The 438-nt window shown below is 64.6% G+C and carries 1 protein-coding gene; it reads right to left on the bottom strand.

The window, feature by feature from the left end:
• Nucleotides 1-438, bottom strand: a 438-nt coding sequence (locus EN991_RS39505) for an aminotransferase class I/II-fold pyridoxal phosphate-dependent enzyme (RefSeq protein ID WP_127370696.1), incomplete at both ends; no start/stop codon positions are given.

Below are 438 nucleotides of genomic sequence, written 5' to 3'. Positions count from 1 at the left end.
GACATAGATGCCGCGCTTCAGCATGCGCGCGGCCATCTCCTGCGCCAGGCTGGCATCGCCCAGCATCACCGGGATGATCGGATGATCCGCTCCGGCCAGCGTGAAGCCGAGCTTGCCCATTTGCGACCGGAACCGCGCAGCGTTGTCGTAGAGTTTGTCGCGCAGCCCATCGCCGTCTTTGATCAGTTCGAACACCTTGATCGAAGCGCCGGCGATCGCCGGCATCAGCGTGTTGGAAAAGAGATACGGCCGTGAGCGCTGGCGCAACCAGTCGACCACCTGGCCTTTGCCCGAGGTGTAACCACCGGAGGCCCCACCAAGTGCCTTGCCGAGCGTCCCGGTGATGATGTCGACCCTGCCCTCGACGCCGCAATGCTCGGCCGAGCCGCGGCCGTTCTGACCGACAAAGCCGACGGCATGGCTGTCGTCGACCATCAC

Source organism: Mesorhizobium sp. M7A.F.Ca.US.005.03.2.1 (assembly GCF_003997795.1).
Lineage (GTDB): Bacteria > Pseudomonadota > Alphaproteobacteria > Rhizobiales > Rhizobiaceae > Mesorhizobium > Mesorhizobium ciceri.
This window is presented reverse-complemented; position numbering and strand designations above follow the sequence as displayed.